This window comes from Plantactinospora sp. KLBMP9567, from assembly GCF_033446045.1.
Lineage (GTDB): Bacteria > Actinomycetota > Actinomycetes > Mycobacteriales > Micromonosporaceae > Plantactinospora.
Genome location: NZ_JAWQRR010000039.1, coordinates 29,545 through 47,862, shown reverse-complemented (window position 1 = coordinate 47,862; position 18,318 = coordinate 29,545). Strand labels below are relative to the sequence as shown.

The 18,318-nt window shown below is 71.6% G+C and carries 16 protein-coding genes; 12 read left to right on the top strand and 4 right to left on the bottom strand.

Annotated features, from left to right (window positions below; translation table 11 throughout):
* Positions 1 to 476: 476 nt before the first annotated feature.
* The 5 genes from pdhA to R6Y94_RS28560 all read left to right on the top strand — a co-directional run bounded on the left by pdhA (position 477) and on the right by R6Y94_RS28560 (position 7,861).
* Positions 477 to 1,661 (top strand): pyruvate dehydrogenase (acetyl-transferring) E1 component subunit alpha, encoded by a 1,185-nt coding sequence (gene pdhA, locus R6Y94_RS28580; protein ID WP_318398945.1) that lies wholly within the window; start codon positions 477 to 479, stop codon positions 1,659 to 1,661.
* On the top strand, positions 1,661 to 2,650 hold the full coding sequence (locus tag R6Y94_RS28575) for an alpha-ketoacid dehydrogenase subunit beta (protein ID WP_318398944.1): 990 nt from the start codon (positions 1,661 to 1,663) through the stop codon (positions 2,648 to 2,650). Before pdhA ends, R6Y94_RS28575 begins: the two co-directional genes overlap by 1 nt.
* Positions 2,651 to 2,655: 5 nt before the next feature.
* Complete coding sequence (locus R6Y94_RS28570) at positions 2,656 to 4,131, top strand: dihydrolipoamide acetyltransferase family protein (protein WP_318398943.1); 1,476 nt, start codon at positions 2,656 to 2,658, stop codon at positions 4,129 to 4,131.
* 234 nt (positions 4,132 to 4,365) lie between these two features.
* The gene (locus tag R6Y94_RS28565; RefSeq protein ID WP_203867450.1) at positions 4,366 to 4,503 is read left to right on the top strand and encodes a hypothetical protein; all 138 of its coding nucleotides are present in this window, start codon (positions 4,366 to 4,368) and stop codon (positions 4,501 to 4,503) included.
* A 361-nt stretch (positions 4,504 to 4,864) separates the two neighbouring features.
* The gene (locus R6Y94_RS28560) at positions 4,865 to 7,861 is read left to right on the top strand and encodes a hypothetical protein (protein ID WP_318398942.1); all 2,997 of its coding nucleotides are present in this window, start codon (positions 4,865 to 4,867) and stop codon (positions 7,859 to 7,861) included.
* 97 nt (positions 7,862 to 7,958) lie between these two features.
* Here R6Y94_RS28560 and R6Y94_RS28555 read toward each other — a convergent pair whose 3' ends face one another.
* Entirely contained in the window at positions 7,959 to 8,153 is a 195-nt protein-coding gene (locus tag R6Y94_RS28555) for a winged helix-turn-helix domain-containing protein (protein ID WP_239312855.1), read from the bottom strand.
* A 353-nt stretch (positions 8,154 to 8,506) separates the two neighbouring features.
* Here R6Y94_RS28555 and R6Y94_RS28550 point away from each other — a divergent pair, with 353 nt between their 5' ends.
* From R6Y94_RS28550 to trhA, 6 genes are all read left to right on the top strand, one after another.
* Positions 8,507 to 9,538, top strand: a complete 1,032-nt coding sequence (locus R6Y94_RS28550; protein ID WP_318398941.1) for an ABC transporter substrate-binding protein — start codon at positions 8,507 to 8,509, stop codon at positions 9,536 to 9,538.
* An 11-nt stretch (positions 9,539 to 9,549) separates the two neighbouring features.
* A complete protein-coding gene (locus R6Y94_RS28545; protein WP_318398940.1) occupies positions 9,550 to 10,341 on the top strand; it encodes an ABC transporter permease in 792 nt (263 codons plus the stop codon).
* 18 nt (positions 10,342 to 10,359) lie between these two features.
* Entirely contained in the window at positions 10,360 to 11,145 is a 786-nt protein-coding gene (locus R6Y94_RS28540; protein WP_318398939.1) for a class I SAM-dependent methyltransferase, read from the top strand.
* 284 nt (positions 11,146 to 11,429) lie between these two features.
* On the top strand, positions 11,430 to 11,780 hold the full coding sequence (locus R6Y94_RS28535) for a hypothetical protein (RefSeq protein ID WP_318398938.1): 351 nt from the start codon (positions 11,430 to 11,432) through the stop codon (positions 11,778 to 11,780).
* 131 nt (positions 11,781 to 11,911) lie between these two features.
* A complete protein-coding gene (locus R6Y94_RS28530; protein WP_318398937.1) occupies positions 11,912 to 13,750 on the top strand; it encodes an NHL domain-containing thioredoxin family protein in 1,839 nt (612 codons plus the stop codon).
* A gap of 78 nt (positions 13,751 to 13,828) precedes the next feature.
* Positions 13,829 to 14,506, top strand: coding sequence for a PAQR family membrane homeostasis protein TrhA (gene trhA, locus R6Y94_RS28525; RefSeq protein ID WP_318398936.1), 678 nt, complete (start codon positions 13,829 to 13,831; stop codon positions 14,504 to 14,506).
* 109 nt (positions 14,507 to 14,615) lie between these two features.
* Here the strand turns inward: trhA and R6Y94_RS28520 are convergent, their stop codons facing one another.
* On the bottom strand, positions 14,616 to 14,882 hold the full coding sequence (locus R6Y94_RS28520; RefSeq protein ID WP_318398935.1) for a DUF6458 family protein: 267 nt from the start codon (positions 14,880 to 14,882) through the stop codon (positions 14,616 to 14,618).
* Between the two features lie 405 nt (positions 14,883 to 15,287).
* Between R6Y94_RS28520 and R6Y94_RS28515 the strand changes: the two genes are divergently transcribed.
* Positions 15,288 to 15,890 (top strand): SixA phosphatase family protein, encoded by a 603-nt coding sequence (locus R6Y94_RS28515; RefSeq protein ID WP_318399082.1) that lies wholly within the window; start codon positions 15,288 to 15,290, stop codon positions 15,888 to 15,890.
* Positions 15,891 to 15,920: 30 nt separating this feature from the next.
* Here the strand turns inward: R6Y94_RS28515 and R6Y94_RS28510 are convergent, their stop codons facing one another.
* Both R6Y94_RS28510 and R6Y94_RS28505 read right to left on the bottom strand, forming a co-directional pair.
* Positions 15,921 to 16,190, bottom strand: coding sequence for a DUF6458 family protein (locus R6Y94_RS28510; protein ID WP_203859392.1), 270 nt, complete (start codon positions 16,188 to 16,190; stop codon positions 15,921 to 15,923).
* A gap of 144 nt (positions 16,191 to 16,334) precedes the next feature.
* Complete coding sequence (locus R6Y94_RS28505) at positions 16,335 to 18,224, bottom strand: acyl-CoA dehydrogenase (protein WP_318398934.1); 1,890 nt, start codon at positions 18,222 to 18,224, stop codon at positions 16,335 to 16,337.
* Positions 18,225 to 18,318: the final 94 nt, after the last annotated feature.

Below are 18,318 nucleotides of genomic sequence, written 5' to 3'. Positions count from 1 at the left end.
CCTCGTCGTCGGCGGCGCGGGGCAGGCGTCGGCCGGGTGGTACGGATCGCGGCGAGGGTGACGCCGCCGCTACCTACAGTGGCCGAGTAACCCTGCGTTGGCCAGCGTTACACAGCGTGTCAGCGATCGAGTTTCGGTCGACTCGATGTTCGTACCCGATCAAATCGGTTGATGTGGTGCGAAGCCGGCGGCGGCCCGGATCCGACGGAGGCCGAACTGTAGCGGTACCGACCTGCTCTGCGAATATGGAGCCGACGGCAACGCGGCCGCGACCTTCGCGCACCCCCGCGGCAGGCAGGACGTGGTGCCGGCGCTCGATGGACCAGGCTCGGCCAGAATCTGGTCCATGCCGCGTGGCTACCCCTACCGGGGACAGGCGCGGCAGCCACCCCCGGTCCGGCAGCAGCCGGACGGGCGCACCAGCTGCGCGGTCGGGACACCCCCGGTGCCGACGCACGAACGACAGGGAGATAGGGATGGCGAAGGGCGATCCCGCGGGTACGGCCCGCGGCAGGCGAGCCACACCCCGGTCCGCACGGTCTGGCGGGAAATCCCCCGGCACCGGTGACCTGGTGCAACTACTCACGCCCGAGGGCGACCGCATCGACAAGGTCACCTGGTCCGACGGCACGGAGTACCGCGTCGACTTCACCGACGAGGAGTACCGCGGCCTCTACCGGGACCTGGTGCTGGTCCGCCGGTTGGACGCCGAGGCGACCGCGTTGCAACGGCAGGGCGAGCTGGGCATCTGGGCCAGCCTGCTCGGCCAGGAGGCGGCGCAGGTCGGCTCGGGTCGGGCGCTGCGGCCGCAGGACATGGCCTTCCCGACCTACCGGGAACACGGCGTGCTCTACTGCCGGGGCATCGACCCGATCATGCCGCTGGGCCTGTTCCGCGGCGTCGACCTGGGCGGCTGGGACCCGAACGAGTTCAAGTTCAACATGTACACGATCGTCATCGGGGCGCAGACGCTGCACGCCACCGGCTACGCGATGGGCGTGAACATGGACGGCCGGACCGGCACCGACGACGGCGAGGCGGTGATCGCCTACTTCGGCGACGGCGCCTCCGCGCAGGGCGACGTGAACGAGGCCTTCATCTGGTCGGCCGTCTTCAACGCCCCGATCGTCTTCTTCTGCCAGAACAACCAGTACGCCATCTCCGAACCCCTCGAACGGCAGACCCGGATCCCGCTCTACCAGCGGGCCGCCGGCTTCGGCTTCCCCGGCGTACGGGTGGACGGCAACGACGTGCTGGCCACGTACGCGGTGACCCGGGCGGCGCTGGACAACGCGCGTCACGGTCAGGGCCCCACCCTGATCGAGGCGTACACCTACCGGATGGGCGCGCACACCACCACGGACGACCCGACGCGCTACCGGATCGCCAGCGAGGTCGAGGCGTGGCAGGCGAAGGATCCGATCGCGCGGGTACGGGCATTCCTCACCAAGCAGGGCATCGCGGACGACACCTTCCTCGCCGAGGTGGAGGAACAGGCCAAGCAGGAGGCGCTGCGGCTACGGGAACGGGTGCTGGAGATGCCCGACCCCGAGCCGCTGACCCTCTTCGACCACGTCTATCCGAACGGCTCGCCCGAGGTGGACGCGCAGCGCGAGTTCACCGCCCGTTACCTGGACTCGTTCGAGGGGAGCGTGCACTGATGGCCACCGAGACCCTCACCCTGGGCAAGGCGATCAACCGCGGACTGCGTCGCGCGCTGGAGCACGACCCCAAGGTCGTGATCATGGGCGAGGACGTCGGCAAGCTCGGCGGCGTCTTCCGGATCACCGACGGGCTGCAGAAGGACTTCGGCGAGAACCGGGTGATCGACACCCCGCTCGCCGAGTCCGGCATCATCGGCACCGCGGTCGGGCTCTCCATCCGGGGGTACCGGCCGATCTGCGAGATCCAGTTCGACGGCTTCGTCTACCCGGCGTACGACCAGATCGTGTCGCAGGTGGCGAAGATGCACTACCGCTCGCAGGGCAAGGTCAGAGTGCCGATGGTCATCCGCATCCCGTTCGGCGGCGGCATCGGCGCGGTCGAGCACCACTCGGAGTCCCCGGAGGCGTACTTCGCGCACACCGCCGGGCTGAAGGTGGTCGCCTGCTCGTCGCCGCAGGACGCGTACACGATGATCCAGCAGGCGGTCGCCTCGGACGACCCGATCGTCTTCTTCGAGCCGAAGCGGCGTTACCACGAGAAGGGTCAGGTGGACCTGGACGCCCCGCTCGGCGACGCGTACCCGCTGCACGCCGCCCGGGTGGTCCGGCCGGGCCGGGACGCCACGCTGCTGGCGTACGGGCCGATGGTGCGTACCGCGATGGAGGCGGCCACCGCCGCCGAGGAGGACGGTCGGGACCTTGAGGTGATCGATTTGCGTACCCTCTCCCCGCTGGACCTCGGCCCGGTCTACGAGTCGGTGAAGCGCACCGGGCGGTGCGTGGTGGTGCACGAAGCCCCCGCCAACCTCGGCCTCGGTTCCGAGATCGCGGCCCGGATCACCGAGGAGTGCTTCTACTCCCTGGAGGCCCCGGTACTCCGGGTGACCGGCTTCGACACGCCCTATCCGGCCGCCCGGCTGGAGGAGGACTACCTGCCCAACCTCGACCGGGTGCTCGACGGCGTCGACCGCACCTTCGGGTGGTGAGCGGAATGTCGCGCGTCAGGGAGTTCCCCCTGCCCGATCTCGGCGAGGGGTTGACCGAGGGCGAGATCCTCAAGTGGCTGGTCGCAGTCGGCGACATCGTCGAGCTGAACCAGCCGGTCGTCGAGGTCGAGACCGCGAAGGCGGCCGTCGAGATCCCGGCCAAGTGGGCCGGCAAGATCACCGCGATCTTCCACGACGAGGGCACGGTGGTCGACGTCGGCTCGCCGATCTTCGCCGTGGACACCGACCCGGGCGCCGGTGACCTGCCGGAGCCGTCGGCGGCCTCGCTGGCCGCCGTCGAGATCGCGCCCGCCGAGGGCGCCGTCGAGCCCGGCCTGATCGGCGGACCCGCGCCGGGTGGCCGGACGGCGGTGCTGGTCGGGTACGGCCCGCGCACCGGTGCCGCGAAGCGCCGCCCACGCAAGGGCGCCGGGGTACCCGCCTCGAACGGTGTGCCGGTGGCAGCTTCGGCGCCGGCTCCGGTGGCGACTCCGGCGCCCGAGCCGGTACGCCCGGCCGCAGCCGAGCCGGTGCATCCGGCGGCTGCCGCCCCGGCACCCCGGACCGGCGGGAGTGCCGCCGCACCGGGTGGACTGGTGTTGGCGAAGCCGCCGGTGCGCAAACTCGCCAAGGATCTCGGGGTCGACCTGCGTACCCTGACCGGGTCGGGGCCGCTCGGCTCGATCACCCGGGACGACGTACACCTGGCGGCGGCGGGCACGGCAACGGCGGCCGAACCGGCGTCGGCGACCGGCACCGGGACGGCGCCGGCCTTCGGGCCGGATCGGGAGCAGCGGATCCCGGTCAAGGGCGTTCGCAAGCTCACCGCGCAGAACATGGCCGCGTCGGCGTTCACCGCGCCGCACGTCACCGAGTTCCTGACGGTCGACGTGACCCGCTCGGTGAAGGCGCTCGACCGGCTGCGCAAGCGCCGGGAGTGGCAGGACGTCCGGGTCTCCCCGCTGCTGCTGGTCGCCAAAGCCGTGCTGCTCGCGGTCGGCCGGCACCCGATGGTCAACTCGACCTGGGCCGGTGAGGAGATCGTCGTCAAGGAGTACGTCAACCTGGGCATCGCGGCGGCGACCGAGCGCGGCCTGATCGTGCCGAACATCAAGGACGCCGGCCGGCTCAGTCTGCGCGAGCTGGCCGACGCGATGACGGCACTGGTGCAGACCGCCAAGGCGGGGAAGACGGCTCCGGCGGACATGTCCGGCGGCACCCTGACCATCACCAACGTCGGCGTCTTCGGCGTCGACACCGGTACGCCGATCCTGCCCCCGGGCGAGTCGGCGATCCTGGCGTTCGGCGCGATCCGGGAGATGCCCTGGGTGCACAAGGGCAGGATCAAGGTCCGTCGGGTGACCACGCTCGGGCTCTCCTTCGACCACCGGATCATCGACGGCGAGTTGGGGTCGAAGTTCCTGCGCGACGTGGGTGACTTCCTGGCCGATCCGGAGGCGGCGCTGCTCGGCTGGACCTGACCTCCACCACACGGCAGCACCTGTCACAGGCGGCCGGTGTGCCCCGGGTTACTCCCGGGCACACCGGCTGTTTCCGTAAGGTTACGAAGAACCATCGCCATGATGGCCCTCAGACCTTTGATTCTTCGGCTGGTGTCTCAGCTCACCTTATAATCGGTGGCAGATGCCGTGCTGGCGAGGTTCAATGGACTCAACAGACGCGGGCACAACCGAATAGCCAGGGGGCGCAACACCATGAGCATGCTCAACCGACTTCGTAACCGCCGGGACAGCGCGCGTCGCGCGCGGGCGATCGAGCGGGCGCTGCGGGCGACGAGCTCGCCGGCCGTCCGGGACGAGATCCTGATCGCCGCGCAGCGTTACTACGGCTGACCTCGACAGACTCCTCACCTCCTCCGCACCACACCGACGGCCCGTCCGGAGCGCTCCGGACGGGCCGTCGGTGTTTTCCACCCGCACGCCACCGGAGTACCGCCCCCACTGCACCGCCCGGTACGGTGGGGCTCGGTCGCCGCCCCGACCGGCCGGTAGGACGTGCGCCGAGCAGATGTGAGTTCGGCTCGCCCTGAACGACCGGGCCTGGCGACCCGCGCTGCCCGGGCGGTGCCGGCCTGGACCGGCTACCGTGCGGGGAGCTTGCCCAGCCCGGTGTCACGCCGGAGTCGCCGGCAACCTGGCTGGCGATCGGCGCGTGAGACCGGCGCGGCCTACATGTGATGGAGGAGGCGCGCGCATGACGTCCGAGGATCCGCAGCAACCCGGCCGGTGGCCGGACGAGGCTGCGCCGGGCGCCGCAGGCCCAGCCCCGTACGGCAACCCCGCACCACACCACGACGACCGGTTCCCACCCCAGGGTTCCGCTGGTACGCCACCGGCCGATTTCGGCTGGGCTCCGCCGCCGCCCGCCGGGCGGGCCAGTACGCCGGTGGCCTGGAACGAACCACCCGGCGGTGCCCCGGGCCACCCCGGCCCGGCCGGCTGGGCGGCGCCGGGCGACGACCCGGGTACGCCCGGCCCCCGCCCGGACGGCCCGTGGGGTCCGCCCCCGGAGTCCGCCGGCCCACCGCCGACGCCCTCGGAGGGCTCGGGTTTCCCGCCGGAGTGGGGAAGCCCGCCGAACCAGTCCGGCCCGCCGCGCTGGGCCGGGGCCGGCCAGCCCGCCGAGCCGTCGAGTGGCCCGCCCGGATATCCGCCCGTGTCCGGCCCGCAGGGCTACCCCGACCAGCCCGGCTCGCCCGCCGGACCGCCCGGCTATCCGGACCCGTCGGCCGGCGGCGCCCCGAGCTACCCCGGCCAGCAGTACGGACCGGCGTACCCGGCGGCGGCGCCTGGCAGCCCCGCCTATCCGTCGGCGGCACCGGGCAGCCCCGCCCAGCCGGCCGAGCCGCCGAGCTATCCGCCGGTCAACCGCCCGGCCATTCCGGAGGGTGAGCCGTGGCCGGCATCCGAGGTATGGGGTGCCGCAGCGTCCCGCGCGGATTCCGGGTCCCGCCCGGACTCCGGCGGACCGCCGAGCGACTATCCACAACACCCCGCCGACCGCCCCCACCCCGCCGAGCCGGACGCGCCGCACGGCGGTGCACCGCAATCCTCCGCCTGGGCACCCCAGCCGCCGACCTGGTCGACGGGACCCAGCGACGGCCGGCCCGGCCCGTTCGAGCCGTCCCGACCCGAGTTCGACCGTCAGGAGCCCGACCTCGACCGGCGCGAGCCGGACTTCGAGCGGCGCGAGCCGGACTTCGAGCGGCGCGAGCCCGACCTCGACCGGCGCGAGCCGGACGGACCGGCGTACCAGCCGCGCCCTGCGCCGGGGATCTCGCCAGGAAACGCCGTACCGCTGCCGCCGCAGGAGACCCGGATCCCCGGGGCCAGCCTGGCGGCGTCACCACCGGCCGACTTTCCCCCGTCCGCCGGTCGCCAGACGCCGGGCGAGTACGGCTCGCCGGCCCGGGAACAGGGTGGCTGGGCGCCCGAGGTACCCGGCGCCGCACCGCAGTCGCCCGTGCCCACACCCGGCGCCGCACCGGTCGTACCGCAGCCGCGGGTTCCGACCGATTCGGCGGTGGCCGGCCGGGTCTCCGTACCCGGCGTACCGGGGCAGCCGGAGTCGGCGGGTTCACCCGACCGGCCGACCGGCCGCGCCGTGGCCGGGAGTGCGGCCGTACCCGCGGCGAGCCGGGTACTGCCCCCCGCCGACCTCGCCGCCGCGGCCTCGGTACCGGCGCCCAAGCCTCGGGTGTACGGCCGCCCGGCCGGCGCGGACGAGCCTGACCAGCAGCCGGCGCCGACCGGCGGTCCTGGCGGCTGGGACGCCAACCAACCGGGGTCGCCAGCCGGTCCTGGCGGCTGGGACGGCGAGCGGCCAGGTGGTGCACCCGGCGGTGGCTGGGACGGCGACCGGCCAGGTGGTGCACCCGGCGGTGGCTGGGACGGCGACCGGCCAGGTGGTGCACCCGGCGGTGGCTGGGACGGCGACCGGCCAGGTGGTGCCGACGCGCGTCGGGCCGGGCCAACGGTCTACGGTGCGCCACCGGCCCAACCAGGGCAGGGCGAGCGCGGCGACGGCTTCCCCGACGACCCACCGGCGACCCGGATAGCGGTTCCCGGCGCCCGGACGCCGCAATCCGACGCCCCGAACCACCCGTCGGGCGGGTCGCCCTTCGCCGATCTGATCGGTCCCGGTGGCATGCCCGGCCAGGGCGGGGTCGGGGTGGACGGATCCGGCGGTCCGAATGGGCCGGCCCCGTTCGACGGAGACCGGTTCGGCGGCCCAGGCCAAACTGATCAGGACCGCTTCGGTGGCCCCGGCCCGGCTGGGCAGGACCGGTTCGGTGGCCCGAGCCAGGCTGGACAGGACCGGTTCGGTAGCCCGGCCCCGTTCGACGGGGATCGGTTCGGTGGCCCCGGCCAGGGCGAGCCCGACCGGTTCGGCGGCCCTGGACCGGCCGGTGGTGGCCAGTTCGGCCCTGGACCGGCCGGTGCCGGCCCTGCCCCCTTCGACGGGGACCGCTTCGGTGGCCCCGGCCCGGCCGCGGCCGGCCAGTTCGGCGCGTCCGCCCCGCCCGGCACCGACCGGTTCGGCGGACCGCCCGGGCAGCCCGACTTCGGGCCACCCCCTGGGCAACCCGACTTCGGACCACCGCCCGGGCAACCGGGCTTCGGTCCGCCGCCGGCCGGGGACGGCCCCGGATTCGGCCGGTCCGGTACCGGGGGTGCGGCACCGACGGCGTACGGAGCACCCGGGGCGGGACCGGGGACGTACGGGGCGCCTGGCGGCGCGCCTCCGTACGGGTCACCCGCGTCCGCCGGCCCGGGCTGGGGCGGTGCGAACGAGGGCGAGCAGGGCCGGTTCGACTCGTTCAAGCCGGAGGCGGCGGAGTCGGAGACGAAGACCGAGCCGCCGACGCCGCAGGTACGCAACGGCAAGGTGCTGTTCATGGTGCTGGTCGTGGCGGTACTGCTGCTGGCGATCCCGCTGGGCACGCTCTGGCTGCTCGGCAAGATCGGCGACGACGCGGCACCACCGTTCAACCCGGCGGTGGGCGCCTGTGTCAAGGACTCCGGCGGCACGCCGGTGATCGCGGACTGCGCCGAGCAGGGCGTCTTCAAGGTCGCCTCGAAGGTGACCGACAAGAACGAGTGCCCGGCGGACACCCCGCAGACGATCGTCGTACCGGACCGCAGGGAAGTGCTCTGCCTGCAACCGGCGGCGGCTCCGGCCGGCGGATAGCAGCCCGGGAACGGTTGACCCGGTTCAGCGCCCCGCCTGGCTTCCAGGCGGGGCGCTGCTCGTCGCTGTGCCGATCCGGCGCCCCCGGTCGCCGGGGTCAGTCGGGAGCGGGGGTCACGTACACGCCCCTGCCCTGATGCCCCTGGAGCACACCCCGCTCCTGTAACCGTGCCAACGCCTGCTTGATGGTCGGCGCCGAGCACTTGTACTGCTCCCGGAGCTGGCTGATCGAGGGTAGCTGGTCGCCCGGCCGAAGCTCGCCACTCGCGATCTTGGCCTCTACGTCTCGCATGACGCGGCGGTACACCGGCTCGGCCGGCGAGGCAGGTGCAGGCATATGAGGTCCCCTTGTGTAGTCAACCAAGATCGGACCACGACTGACCTGGCGACACAAGCAAGCCTAGACATCGACGTTGACTTGGCTTACCTGGCAATCTAAGTTGGCTGGGCAGGTCCGGGTGATCTCCACGGCAGGCGGCTCCTCCGAGTCCGTCCGCACCCGCTCCTCCGTCGTGCCACCACAACGGCCCGACCATGACCCGCATCGCATGCCATCCGCGCCCAACCCGCGGGCGGCGCCCCCTTGGCCGGAGGATCCCGACCACCGACTTGGTTTACCAAGCTTTACAAGTGTGAGGAGATCAGATGACGCTCGTACTGACCCGCCGCCGCCTGCTGGCCGGTGCGGCGGTTACCGCCACCGCGGCGATAGCGGCCTGCAACGACGGCGACGGCGACGGGAGCGGCGGTAGCGAACTGCCGGTGGAGAAGGTTTCGATCCTGAGCGGGGCAGGCTTCCAGGGACGCGAAGCCCCGATCTTCGTGGCCCGGGCCAAGGGCTGGTTCACCGAGGTCGGGCTGGAGGTGCAGGTCCTTCCGGGCAAGGGCACCACGAGCAACCTACAGACCCTGGCCGGCGGTCAGGCCACCTTCGCGACGGTGGACGTGAACGGCGCGATGATCGAGTTCACCCGTGGCGGTGGCATCAAGAACTTCAGGCTGACGTCCGTGCTGCATCAGCGGAACCTGGCATGCTTCGTCGCGCTCAAGTCGAGCGGCATCGCCACGCCGCGCGACCTCGCCGGCAGAACGCTCTCCTACCTACCCGGCGGGATCAACTACCTCCTCTTCAGTACCTATGCCCGACTGGCCGGCTTCGACCCCTCCAAGGTCAAGTGGGTGAGCAACCCGATCGCGACCCAGCACGCGGCGATGCTGGCCCAGAAGAAGGTCGACGCGATCAGCCAGTTCGTCCCGGCGGTGGAGTCGGTCCGGACAGTGGCGAAACAGGATCTCGTGACCCTGCCCTTCACGGACTACATCGGCGACCTGCACGGTTCCGCCATCGGTGTCACCACGGAGACCGCGCAGAAGAAGCCGGACCTGGTCCGCCGCTTCAACCGGGCGCTGCTGCGGGGACTGGAGTACGCGATCAACCATCCCGAAGAGGCGGGCCAGATCTACGCGTCGGAGAAGGAGACGCAGGGACAGCCGCCCGCGGCGGCGGTCGCCGAGGTCAAGGCCCTGCGGGCGTACGTCGAGGGCATCTCGGACGGCCCGCTCGGCCACTTCAGCGAGACGCGGATGGCCAAGAACATCGCGATCCTCCAGGCTGCCGGCACGATTCCGGTGGGCCTCACCCCGAAGGACATCATCGCGTCCGACCTGGTCGGGTAGGCCGGCTCGGCATGCCAAGCCGCGCAGGCTCCGCGCGTCTCCCCCGCTGGCGGACCGCGCTGACCACCGTCGGAACGCCGCTGGTGGGCATTGCCGGGTTCGTCGCCGCCTGGTGGGCGGCGGTTGTCGCCCTGGACGTCGCGCCGTACATCGTGCCGGGGCCACCGGCGGTGGCCGCGGCGATCCGGGACGAGCCGGGCTATCTGCTGCGGAACGCAGCCGTCACCCTCGGCGAGGCGATGGCGGGATTTACTCTCGCGATCGCCTCCGCCGTGCTGCTCGGGACCGTCCTCGCGGCGTCACGGCGACTCGAACGGGCCCTGTACCCGATGCTGCTGACCCTCAGCAGCACGCCGAAGCCGGTCTTCGCGCCGCTGCTCATCACCATCGGCGGGTTCGGGGCAGGACCGAAGGTGGTGCTGGTCTGGCTGATGTGTTTCTTCCCCATCGCCCTGGCCACCAGTACCGGGCTGACCGCCACCTCCGCGGAGTTCGTGGAGTTGGCCAAGTCCCTCAACGCCTCGCGGTGGACCACCTTTCTGAAGTTCCGGGTGCCCGCCGCGCTCCCGCACATCTTCGGCGGCCTCCGGATCGCCCTACCGCTCGCGCTCATCGGCGCGACCGTCGCCGAGTTGTTCGGCGCGACCGAGGGGCTCGGCGTCGTCATCCAGAACGCCGGCACCAACGCGGCCCTGGCCTGGGCGGCCATCGTCGTGCTCGCCGCGATGAGCATCAACCTCTTCTACGCACTCACCGCCACCCTGCGGGCGCTCGCCCCCTGGATCCGGCACACCACCGCCTGACAGCAACGAGGAGACACCGTGACGACCACGTACATCTTCCAGGACGCCGAAACCGACAACGACGTGATGCTCCGGGCTTTGGCGGGCATGTACGACCCGTTCAGCGAGCGCCGGCTCCGCGATGCGGGAATCGCCCAGGACGCCCGCTGTCTGGTCGTCGCGGTGGGCGCGAGCAGCATCGCCGCCACGATCGCCGGGCTGGCTCCGCGCGGCGAGGTGATCGCCACCGATGTCGACCTGCGCCCCTGTCAGCGGGATCCCCGGGTCGACCTGCGCGAGCACAATGTCGTGACCGAGCCCCTGCCCGGGATGTTCGACCTCATCCACGTCCGGCTCCTACTCGGACACCTGCCGCAGCGGCTCGACGTCCTCAGGAAACTCGTCGACGCCCTCAACCCGCACGGCATCCTGGCCGTCGAGGAGTTCGAGCCGACCTGGCGTACGAGTGTGTTGGCCGCGCCGGACCCCGACGAGGCCGACCGGCTGTTCGGCGCCTATCACGACGCGTTCCAGACCGCGTTGCAGGACGCCGGGAACCGCGCGAAGTGGAGCCGCCGGGTGCACGGTGCGATGCTCGACCTCGGCCTGACGGAGTGCGACACGGTCGGGTACACCGGAACCTGGGCCGGCGGCAGCCATGGATGCCTGCTCCCGTGGGGGACCGCCGGTGCCATCCGCCAGAAGCTGATCGACGCGGGTATGTCGCCGGCGGACCTCGACGCCTTCCGGCAACTGCTCCTCGTCCCCGAGCTGAGGGTCAAGAGCAATCTCGCGCTGTCCACCATCGGGCGGCGCCCGCGTTGAGCACGGACCGGCTGGGACCGGAAATCGTCGGGGCGGAATCGACGAGGAGACAATCACCCCGAATACCGGCAACCTGCCCGACACCTGACCGAGTGGTGGCAGCACACATTGGATAGGGTCTATCCGGCGCTGCCGACCGACGCCATCGAGTCACGCAGCGTAACGCCCACTACGGCAGCGGACCGGCACGACGTGGCGTCTGGAGTCCGTCCGTGCGGGGACCTCGCCACGACAGCCACGCACTTCCGCGTCCGAGACCCTGACAGTTTCGCAAGGAGCCGCCGATGGCCACCGATCCTCATCCGGGCTGGTGTGACCCGGGCGAATGCACCGCGAACTTTCGCGGCATCCACCCCGATTCCTCACCACCGACCCACGCCAGCCGGTGGTACGACTGCAATCCGCAGGATGACCGGCAGGCGGTCGAGGTCAGGGCTCAGCTCGTGCAGTACGTCGACGACCCCCAGCCGCGACCCTTCATCCGGTTCGCCCGGACCGACTTCGAGGACCGGCAGGTCTTCCACATCACCGTCGAGCAGGGCGGTGCCCTGGCGGAGGCGCTGACCGACATGCTCCGCCGCGCCGGCACCGTCCTGTCCACCGGGGCACGGCCACGGGTCAACTCGTCGTCGTAGCCCCCGGCCGGTCCGCTGGTCCGGCGGTACGGCCGGTCCCGGTGGGCGGGGGCCGGGGCGCGGCCGGTTCGGCGTACCACATTGCGCGGGGCCCGGGAACGTTCTCGGCGACGACATGGCAGGGTGGCCGTATGGCTACTTCGCCCCGCGTCCGTGCGCCCGAGCTGAGGGGCCGCCGGTGGCTCAACACCGGCGGGACGGATCTGACATTGCCGGACCTTCGCGGCAAAATAGTCATTCTGGACTTCTGGACCTTCTGCTGCATCAACTGCCTGCATGTACTGGACGAGCTGCGCCCGCTGGAGGAGAAGTACGGCGACACCCTGGTGGTGATCGGGGTGCACTCGCCGAAGTTCGAGCACGAGCGCGATCCGGACGCCCTGGCCGCCGCCGTCGAGCGGTACGGCGTCGCCCACCCCGTACTCGACGACGCGGAGATGGCCGTCTGGCAGCAGTACGCCGCGAAGGCGTGGCCGACGCTGAACGTGATCGACCCGGAGGGCTACGTCGTCGCCTCGATGGCCGGCGAGGGGCACGCCGAGGGGCTCTCCCGGCTGCTCGACGAGTTGATCGCCACGCACGAGGCCAAGGGCACGCTGCACCGGGGCGACGGGCCGTACGTGCCGCCGGCCGAGCCGGAGACCGCGCTGCGGTTCCCCGGCAAGGCGATCGTGCTGGACGGCGGAAACCTGCTGGTCTCGGACTCGGCCCGGCACTCCGTGGTCGAGCTGGCCCCGGACGGTGAGACGGTGCTACGCCGGATCGGCTCCGCCGAGCGGGGCCGGTCGGACGGCCCGGCCGAGGTGGCCCGGTTCGCCGAGCCGCAGGGCCTGTGCCGGTTGCCCGAGCACGCCGCCGAGGTTGCCGGCTACGACATCGTGGTCGCGGACACCGTCAACCACATGCTCCGGGGCGTACGGCTGGCGACCGGCGAGGTGATCACCGTGGCCGGTACCGGCCGGCAGTGGCGCTCCACGGTGGACGACCACGCGCACGACGCGCTCGCCGCCGACCTCTCCTCCCCCTGGGACCTGGCCTGGTACGACGACCGGGTCATCGTGGCGATGGCCGGCATCCACCAGCTCTGGTGGTTCGACCCCATCAAGCGGACCGTCGGCGTCTACGCCGGCACCACCGTGGAGGCGCTGCGGGACGGGCCGCTGCCGGACGTCTGGATGGCCCAGCCGTCCGGACTCTCGACCTCTGCCGACGGTCGTCGGCTGTGGGTCGCCGACAGTGAGACCAGCGCGCTGCGGTTCGTCTCCGACGGGGTGCTGAGCACCGCCGTCGGGCAGGGGCTCTTCGACTTCGGCCACGTCGACGGCCCGGCCGAGCAGGCGCTGTTCCAGCATCCGCTGGGGGTCGGCGCGCTGCCGGACGGCTCGGTGCTGGTGGCCGACACCTACAACGGCGCGGTCCGGCGGTTCGACCCGGAGACCGGGACCGTCTCGACGGTCGCCTCCGGGCTGGCCGAGCCGAGCGACGTGGTGCTGACCCCGGACGGCGAGGTGCTGGTGGTCGAGTCCGCCGGACACCGGCTGAGCCGGCTGGCGCCGGGCGCGCTCTCCGCCGCCGGGGCAAGCACGATCGCCGGAAGTCGACACCGTACGGAGCGCCCGCCGACCGATCTCGCCGCAGGTGAGCTGAGCCTGGAGGTCATCTTCGAGCCGCCGCCCGGGCAGAAGCTGGATGAGTCGTTCGGCCCCTCCACCCGGCTGGAGGTCTCCGCCTCCCCGCCCGAGTTGCTGCTCGACGGTGCCGGGGTGGGCACCGAGCTGTCCCGTCGGCTGGTGCTGAACGACCGGGTCGGCTCGGGTGTGCTCCAAGTCGTCGCGCAGGCCGCCACCTGCGACGCCGAGGCCGAGCACGCCGCCTGCCACCTGAGCCGCCAGGACTGGGGCGTGCCGGTCCGCATCACCCCGGACGGAGTACGCCGGCTGCCGCTCATCCTGCGGGGCCTGGACGGCTGACCGTCGACCAGGTACGTGACCGGAACCACTGCCCGAATCACTACCTCCGAGTAACCTACGGTGCCGTAACCTGATCGGGTGAGTACCTCCGCCCCGATCCGGCTGCGCCCCGTCGACCTGGGCAAGCCCCGGATGCGAGGCTGGCTGCACGCGTACGCCTTCTTCGTCGCGGTGGTGGCCGGTGTCGTGCTCTGCGCGATCGCCGCCACCCGGCCGGGCTGGACGCCCCTGGTCAGTTGCGTCGTCTACAGCGTGACGGTCTGCGGCCTCTTCGGCACCAGCGCGCTCTACCACCGGAGGGTCTGGTCCGAACGCGGTTACCGGGTGATGCGCCGGCTCGACCACTCGATGATCTTCGTGTTCATCGCCGGTACGTACACCCCGTTCTGCCTGCTGGTGCTCTCGGCGACGAGCGCGGCCGTACTGCTGCTGATCGTCTGGTGCGGCGCGGTGGCCGGGGTGGCGTTGAAGCTGGTCTGGCCGCACGCGCCCCGCTGGGTCTCCGCGCCGCTGTATCTCGCACTGGGCTGGGTGGCGGTCGCGGTCCTGCCGGACATCCTCGACCGGGGTGGGGTCACCGTGCTCGCGCTGCTGGTCGCCGGAGGCGCGGCCTACAGCGTCGGCGCCGTCTGCTACGCGCTACGCCGCCCCAACCCGTGGCCGACCGTCTTCGGGCACCACGAACTGTTCCACGCCTGCACGCTGGTCGCGGCGATCTGCCACCACGTCGCGATCTACTTCGCCCTGTTCGCCTGACCGTCCCCGGGTCCGGCCGACCCGTCGGCGGAACGGCCCGGACCGGCCGCCAGCCGGCGCAGTGCGATGGGGACGGCACAGCCGCGCCGGGCGGTGGGCGGTCCGCGGGTCAGAGCGGGGGGCCGGGACGCCGCACCTCGTGGTACTCCTCGACGATCTGCTCCTCCCGCCCCGGCACGCGCGGGTCGACCACCGGGGTGACGACGGTACGGCGGCGATTGCGCCAGAGGTAGCTGGTCATGATCAGCCCGACCAGGCCGGCGAGCATCAGTACCCAGCCGACGACGTTCAGGTTGAGCCAGCCCGTCTCGACGCGCACCGCGAAGGCGAGGATCGCGCCGAGAGCAATGAGAAAGATGCTTCCACCGATGCCCACTGTGCCGCCCTCCTAGGCTGTCGACTGAACCTTCTTGAACCTCCCCATGGGGGTTCGGCGGACCGCAGGCTCGGACGCGGTGCCCGAGCGCAACGCGGTTCAGGTTGAAAAAGGTTCACTGGTACCGGTCGTGCCGGTCCCGGCTACGGTCGCGGCACCCATCGACATACCCAGGCGTTTCAAATCCGAATCCGGCAAGCTGGAAAGAGCGTCGCTGTCGGTACCGAACCGGCAGGACGGCGGCCGGACCGGACGGGCCGGGCCGGGCCGCCGGAACCGGGCCGACGGGACGCACACGCCACGCGACCCAGGGAGACCAACGTGACGGATACCAGCGCGGCCGGCCGGACCGGCGGACACAGCGACCCGGGCGGCGCGGGGCGGCCGGACGTACCCGGGCGGAGCCTGGTGCTGCTCCGGCATGCCAAGGCCGAGCGGCCCACGACCGCGCCGGACGCCGACCGCCCGCTCACCGCTCGTGGGCACGCGGACGCCGCCGCCGCGGGTGCCTGGCTGGGCCACGGCGGTTACCTGCCGACGGTGGTCGTCTGCTCGCCCGCCAAGCGCACCCGGCAGACCTGGCACGACGTGGCGCTGGGCATGGCCGCACCGCCGATCCGCCCGCTCGGCGTCCCGGCCGGACAGACCGCCGAGACCGCCGCCGCCAGCCCGTCCGGCCGCAGCGACGTGCCGTCGGTCCGGTACGACCAGCGGATCTACCACGGGCACGCGGCGGACCTGCTCGAACTCGTCCGTGCCACGGATCCGGAGGCGAGCACCCTGCTGCTGATCGGGCACAACCCGGCCATCTCGGAACTGTCCACTCTGCTCGATCCGGTGCACGCCGACCCGGAGGGGCTGCGTACCAGCGGAATCGTCATCCACCGGATCGCCGGCGAGTGGACGGACATGCGCGCCCAGGCGGGACCGATCGTGAAGTGGCACACCGCCCGGGGCTGGACCGACGATCGAATCGCGTACCGGGACGGGTCGGTGCCCGACCGGTGACATCGCCACCAGGCCGGGCACCGGGGACTGTCAGGTGGGTGGCGCGCTCGGCGGCGGCGGATCCGGCGGCGGCGGCATCATCGCCGTCGGATGCGACAGCCGGTTCTCCTCGACGATCAGGGTCCGCGCCCGCTTCTTGCGGTCCTGCCAGTACCACATCGTGGTGGCCAGCACCGCGACCCCGGCCAGGATGAAGACCCAGCCGACCGCCCGAAGATCGAGCCACCAGACATTCGCTCTGACCGCGAACGTCAGGATGGCTCCCAGGGTGATGAGGAAAATTCCCGTACCGATGCCCATGTCCGCTGCACTCCCCCGTGCGATGGGTCGTGGGCTTTCATGACAAATCAGGTCAAACTGCTCCTAGCACCGCCTCAACAATAGCGCGGCGGCCGGGGAGCAACAGCTCCACCGGCCGCCGAAAGAACGCTCGCTGCGGCCCGGCTAGAAGGCTTCCTCGGGCAGCTCCATCAGCTCCAGGTCGGCGCCCTGCACGATCCGCCGGTCGGCACCGATCCGGGGCAGTACCTCCCGGGCGAAGAACCGCGCGGCGGCCAGCTTGCCGGTGTAGAACGCCTTGTCGGCCGCGCTCACCTCGCCGCCCAGCGCCCGCAGCGCGACCTCGGCCTGCCGTTGCAGCAGCCAGCCGACCACCAGGTCGCCGACGGCGAGCAGGAAGCGCCGGCTGCTCAGCCCGACCTTGTAGAGCGCCCGGGCCTCGCCGCCCTGCGCGTCGCCGAGCCACCCGGTCATGGTGCCGAGCATCGCCTGCACCTCGCCGAGCGCCCGGCCCAGCGCGGCCCGCTCCTCCTTGAGCTGCCCGTCGCCCGGCTCGGTCGAGTCCGCGCCGGCCGGCTCTCCACCCCCGGACTCCACGAACGCCGCGATCTCGCCGGCCACCGCCATCAGGCTGGTACCGCGATCCCGGACGATCTTCCGGAAGAACAGGTCGAGGCTCTGGATCGCGGTCGTACCCTCGTAGAGAGTGTCGATCTTCGCGTCCCGGACGTACTGCTCCAGCGGGTAGTCCTGGAGGAAACCGGAGCCGCCGAACGTCTGCAACGACTCGTGGCCGAGCAGTTCGTAGGCGCGTTCGGAGCCGACACCCTTGACCAACGGCAGCAACAGGTCGTTGACGCCCTTGGCCAGCTTGGCGGCCGACTCGTCGCCGTTCGCCTCGGCGATGTTGATCCGGTCCTGCCAGGTCGCGGTGTAGCAGACCAGCGCTCGCAGGCCCTCGGCGTACGCCTTCTGGAGCATCAGCGAACGGCGCACGTCCGGGTGGTGCGTGATGGTCACCCGGGGCGCGTTCTTGTCCGTCGAGCGGAGCAGGTCGGCGCCCTGTACCCGGCTCTTCGCGTATTCCAGTGCGTTGAGGTAGCCGGTGGAGAGGGTGGCGATCGCCTTGGTACCGACCATCATCCGGGCGTACTCGATGATCAGGAACATCTGCCGGATGCCGTCGTGCACGTCGCCCAGCAGCCAGCCCTTGGCCGGTACGCCGTGCTCGCCGAAGGTCATCTCGCAGGTGTTCGAGACCTTCAACCCCATCTTGTGCTCGAGGTTGGTCGCGTAGACGCCGTTGCGCTCGCCCAACTCGCCGGTCTCGGAGTCGAAGTGGAACTTGGGGACCACGAACAGCGACAGCCCCTTGGTGCCCGGGCCGCCGGCACCCTCCACCCCGACCGGCCGGGCCAGGACATAGTGGATGATGTTCTCCGTCAGGTCGTGCTCACCACTGGTGATGAACCGCTTGACGCCCTCGATGTGCCAGGAGCCGTCCGGCTGCGGGATCGCCCGGGCACGGCCGGCGCCCACGTCCGAACCGGCGTCCGGCTCGGTGAGCACCATGGTCGCGGCCCACTGCTTCTCGACGAAGAGCTTGGCCCACTTCTTCTGCCGCTCGGTGCCCTCTCGGTAGAGGGTGTGCGCGAAGGAGGGGCCGCCAGCGTACATCCACAGTGGCGCGTTGGCCCCGAGGATCAGTTCGGCGGCCGACCACCAGAGCGCCCGGGGCGCCATCGTGCCGTCCAGTTCGGCCGGCAGGTCCATCCGCCAGAACTCGGAGTCCATCATCGCCTGGTAGGACTTCTTGAACGGCTCGGGCAGCGGCGCGCTGTGCGTGGCCGGGTCGAAGACCGGCGGGTTGCGGTCGCTGGAGGAGTAGCTGGCCGCCAGGTCCTCCCGGGCCAGCCGCTCCACCTCCGCGAGCACGCTCCGCGCGGTGTCGGCGTCAAGTTCGGCGTACGGGCCGACGCCGAACGCCTGATCCGCGCCGAAGACCTCGAAGAGGTTGAACTCGAGGTCTCGCCGATTGCTCCTGTAGTGGCTCATACGCCTCTGCCCCCCGGACTCGCGAACACAGGTTACCCGGCAGTAACAGTGGTTATATTACTCGTGGGTAAGTCACCGCGAAGCGCCGACTTCA

Coding starts and splice junctions, on each gene's coding strand:
- pdhA (WP_318398945.1), top strand. CDS start 477: ATGGCGAAGGGCGATCCCGCGGGTACGGCCCGCGGCAGGCGAGCCACA.
- R6Y94_RS28575 (WP_318398944.1), top strand. CDS start 1,661: ATGGCCACCGAGACCCTCACCCTGGGCAAGGCGATCAACCGCGGACTG.
- R6Y94_RS28570 (WP_318398943.1), top strand. CDS start 2,656: ATGTCGCGCGTCAGGGAGTTCCCCCTGCCCGATCTCGGCGAGGGGTTG.
- R6Y94_RS28565 (WP_203867450.1), top strand. CDS start 4,366: ATGAGCATGCTCAACCGACTTCGTAACCGCCGGGACAGCGCGCGTCGC.
- R6Y94_RS28560 (WP_318398942.1), top strand. CDS start 4,865: ATGACGTCCGAGGATCCGCAGCAACCCGGCCGGTGGCCGGACGAGGCT.
- R6Y94_RS28555 (WP_239312855.1), bottom strand. CDS start 8,153: ATGCGAGACGTAGAGGCCAAGATCGCGAGTGGCGAGCTTCGGCCGGGC.
- R6Y94_RS28550 (WP_318398941.1), top strand. CDS start 8,507: ATGACGCTCGTACTGACCCGCCGCCGCCTGCTGGCCGGTGCGGCGGTT.
- R6Y94_RS28545 (WP_318398940.1), top strand. CDS start 9,550: ATGCCAAGCCGCGCAGGCTCCGCGCGTCTCCCCCGCTGGCGGACCGCG.
- R6Y94_RS28535 (WP_318398938.1), top strand. CDS start 11,430: ATGGCCACCGATCCTCATCCGGGCTGGTGTGACCCGGGCGAATGCACC.
- R6Y94_RS28530 (WP_318398937.1), top strand. CDS start 11,912: ATGGCTACTTCGCCCCGCGTCCGTGCGCCCGAGCTGAGGGGCCGCCGG.
- R6Y94_RS28510 (WP_203859392.1), bottom strand. CDS start 16,190: ATGGGCATCGGTACGGGAATTTTCCTCATCACCCTGGGAGCCATCCTG.
- R6Y94_RS28505 (WP_318398934.1), bottom strand. CDS start 18,224: ATGAGCCACTACAGGAGCAATCGGCGAGACCTCGAGTTCAACCTCTTC.